Origin of the sequence: Nostoc flagelliforme FACHB-838, from assembly GCF_014698065.1 — a bacterium.
Classification (GTDB): Bacteria; Cyanobacteriota; Cyanobacteriia; order Cyanobacteriales; family Nostocaceae; genus Nostoc; species Nostoc flagelliforme_B.
The window spans coordinates 1-3,648 of sequence record NZ_JACJSI010000511.1 but is presented as its reverse complement, the minus strand read 5'-3'; the positions used below and the strand labels follow the sequence as shown (position 1 = coordinate 3,648).

Below are 3,648 nucleotides of genomic sequence, written 5' to 3'. Positions count from 1 at the left end.
CAACCAACTCCTTCTTTACTTCCACAAGTTCCTGCCGAGTAAAGTTGCTGCTCAATTATGCTGCTTAAAACCCACGAATTTATACAGTTTGATTTCCCAAATTGAATTAGTCTGCTGTCTGCTTCTTTTGAACTCTAACTCTTTGATGTCAATGGGTTTTACTTTCTTGTAATTTGCGATCGCCCCGTGGTCGATTACTATATTTGTGCTTGTAATTCGCCTAGTGTGGCTGCTAAAGTCTCATTCATATTCAATCTAACTTTTCTTATAAGGCAATCTGGTAGTGATTGACCATAGCAGTATTTTAGGTGTTAAAAGATGCCTACTGGGCAATTGAAGGCGAACGCTACTATTTAATAAACGCCTTGTAATCTTCAATTTTAGTAGCCAAGCCTGAAGCTAGAAATGGGCTGGCATCCTGCAAAGCTTCATAAATCTGAATACCTTCTTCTCGATACCGAATAATTTTATCTTGATTCCAATAATGTGGAGGTGCTTGGAGGTTGCTCATTGTATCTGCTAATTTCACCATCGATATTTCTGGCGGTTGCTCTTTTATCCTTCGTAAACTACCGCGAAATGACATATCATTTCGCAATTGACCGTTCAGTATTGCTCGTTGCCCTTGCAAGATAGGTTCGCGGGGTTTGACAAACGGCCAATAGTAACCCACCCAAAACTGTGCTAGTAAACGCAAAGGAACTGCTACGTCTGCTCTTAGGTTCCGCAAATCAGGGAAGCTGAGGACAACATCATTAATCGCACGCAGCAAGGCAATTTTGTAGCTTGTAGCTTTTGTATCGTGCTTGAGAATTGTACTGATAATTTTGCTTCCCGATGACATAGCAGAGGTTAAAAACGCTACTCTATAGTATTCCCGTTTTCATCCCGTTTGATTTCTACCACAGTGACATCAAAACTTTCCCATTCTTGAACGGTAAAGCCTGCCTCAGTTTCTTCAGGAAACCTAGTTGCCATTTTCTGCTAAGCTTCTTCTTCGCTTTCAGCCGAGATGTAATAGCCTTGGCGTTCTCTAATGTCATCGCGCCCAGTGCAGTCGTGTAAGTATAATGCGTTACGTGTACAGCGATATTCTCTCATAACTGCGAATGGCTAAAGATTTAGCTTACTACGTTAAGAAATTTTCTCCCAAGTCTGTTGTTGGGAAGCTAGGCTTAAATGTTAACCCTGGTGCGCCCAATAAACCGATTTTGCTTTTATCTATCATTGAAATGATAACTACTGGGCAGATACTGAGAAACCAAATTCCCTTATCTGCTGAACTCATCGCCACATTTCTCAAACTGTGGAGCCACTTAGAACCAGTACGCAAGCCTGATATAGGCTTACCTTTTTACCATTTCACCAGTGACGGTTTCTGGTATTTTGAGATGAAACTGGGGTTTGAATCATTGATTGCTGCCAAGGTGAAAAGCAGAACTCCTAGTACCATTAGGCAAACTGTAGAGTACGCCTACCTTGATGATGAACTCTGGTCACTGCTGCAAAACGAGAGCGAACGCACTGTACTAACCCACACACTCATTAATTCGTGGTTTAACGAGCGTACACAGGATATCAAGTCATTATTACAAGTCAACGCCTTTGCTGAACTACAAGACCAGTTGCAACGCTCCGGCGGGAAGGTCTACCAGCCAGAGGAATTAGAAGATGAGCAAGCTGTAATTGTCCGAGATGGGGCGTTCCGCAAAATTGTAGTTTCAACTTACAACCAACGCTGTGCCTTTTGCGGGTTGCAAATACTCGACTTACTTGGACAGAACATCGTTGATGGCTCACACATCAAACCATTCTCCCAGTTCTACGACGACCGCATTGATAACGGGCTGTCACTATGCAAAAATCACCACTGGGCTTTTGACCGCTTTTGGTTCACCATTAACGACGATTACACTATCATCGTCTCTGACAACTTGCGGGAAGACTCACCCAACGCTAGACCAATGCGGGAATTTAGGGGCGATCGCATTATCTTACCCGCCCAGGAGCAGTACTATCCTAGACTTGATTCACTACAATGGCATCGTGAAGAGTTTTCAAGGCGTGCTGCATGAGTAAAAAACCTAGAGGTTGGTTTAATGAAATTGTTATTCGTCCCGTTGTTCATGTAGACGGTTACGAAAGCTATGAAAAGATGTGCGCTATTGTTGCAGAATTTTATTACTCTTCGGAGGAACAAAAGCTACTGCGCCAATTAAGAACTAACCCCAAGGATTCAAGGTATATTACCCTCTACACGCTTTTTAAAGTAGGGCAAGCCAAATGCCCTGCTTATTGGGTAAATAATGATTTATTAAGTGCATTGATGCAATCAAATTTAGATATTGAAGTTGAAAATTTGCAGTGGGCAATGAAAACAGGATTTTTTATGTTACCCAAGGGTGTAGTTATTTCCCCAGAAAAACGTAGTATTGATGCAATTTTTTGGCATTGTGATACATCTGATGACTTACTTTATTGGGCTGCAATAGATAGGGATAGCGTTTTCTGCCGCAGATTGAAAATTAGCGATAATTTAAAAACATTTACATATACTGACACTCAAGATTTCAATCCCCAAGTAGTTACAGATTTTAATCAATATCTACAATCAATTTTTCTCCGATTGATTTTGATTATGGAGTGCCGCCCTGAACTTATAGATACAACAAGCGAACTAGTCAGGGTGAACAAAGGTTTTGGCAAAGCCCAAGCGCAAGATTTTTATCAACCACTTTGGCTAGGACTTGGATATCGACTCAAACGTGAAGGGACGCAAAGCAGCGAAGGCAGTAGCGGTACACATGGTACAAAAAGCGTTCATTGGCGCAGAGGCTTTTTACGCAATCAGCCTTACGGGGAAGGCAGACAGCAAAGAAAATTAGTCTGGATTGAGCCAGTTATAGTAATGGGTGGAAAAGAATCATGATCATGTCAGACTCAAAAAAGCGATCGCATTCAAAGAGCAACGAAAGCCTTGCGCTGACATCGTAAAAATATATTTGCAGGTGTTGGTGAATTCAACACAAAGATTGTAAATACATAGTAAACTATGTAAAATATAAAAGTAAGCGATAGGCTACGTGCGTGAAGTAATCGCACATTCTGACCATTCCTATTAGAAGCATCATGAAACTGCAACGTATTGAGGCAGGTGAATATCTTACTCCTGATGGCAGGTTTTATGTCCGCAATACCTATTACTCTAACGGTATACCCGGACGGAGTAATACAAGTTCGGGGTGGTTGATTGAAGATAGAAGCGGAGCAACTCCGTTTCAAAGAAACCACCATCAAAGTAACCTGCGGCGGGTGGATACGCTGACAGAAGCAAAAGAAATTATTGCTTTGGTTATGGAGTGCGATCGCAACGAGCAGACATTACGCGATGCTGGATGGCAGAAGGAAGAAAACTGTCAACCTCCGGGTTTGTGTTGGTTGTCTCCTTACACTGGCAAGTTGTTAACTCGAAGTGAAGCACTATTAGAATTAAGTTTTTTTCGTATTGATGTAATAGTTTAAACTAGGAAGATATGCAGGGTTAGCGCGTCTCAAACCCTATTGACAGTGGGATTCTAGGAGAGGATTGAATTTGGGAGAGATGCGGCTAACACAGAAAGCATATACTGATCATTCATAGCGGCTCGC

The 3,648-nt window shown here is 41.9% G+C and carries 4 protein-coding genes; 3 read left to right on the top strand and 1 reads right to left on the bottom strand.

The window, feature by feature from the left end; all coding sequences use genetic code 11:
- Nucleotides 1-349 precede the first annotated feature (349 nt).
- A complete protein-coding gene (locus tag H6G97_RS54295) occupies nt 350-844 on the bottom strand; it encodes a hypothetical protein (protein ID WP_242056122.1) in 495 nt (164 codons plus the stop codon).
- Nucleotides 845-1,109: 265 nt separating this feature from the next.
- Between H6G97_RS54295 and H6G97_RS47630 the strand changes: the two genes are divergently transcribed.
- The 3 genes from H6G97_RS47630 to H6G97_RS47620 all read left to right on the top strand — a co-directional run bounded on the left by H6G97_RS47630 (nt 1,110) and on the right by H6G97_RS47620 (nt 3,522).
- Nucleotides 1,110-2,075, top strand: a complete 966-nt coding sequence (locus tag H6G97_RS47630) for an HNH endonuclease (protein WP_190947322.1) — start codon at nt 1,110-1,112, stop codon at nt 2,073-2,075.
- Nucleotides 2,072-2,929, top strand: coding sequence for an AcrVA2 family anti-CRISPR protein (locus tag H6G97_RS47625; RefSeq protein ID WP_190947321.1), 858 nt, complete (start codon nt 2,072-2,074; stop codon nt 2,927-2,929). Before H6G97_RS47630 ends, H6G97_RS47625 begins: the two co-directional genes overlap by 4 nt.
- A 200-nt stretch (nt 2,930-3,129) precedes the next feature.
- Nucleotides 3,130-3,522, top strand: coding sequence for a hypothetical protein (locus H6G97_RS47620; protein WP_190947320.1), 393 nt, complete (start codon nt 3,130-3,132; stop codon nt 3,520-3,522).
- Nucleotides 3,523-3,648: the final 126 nt, after the last annotated feature.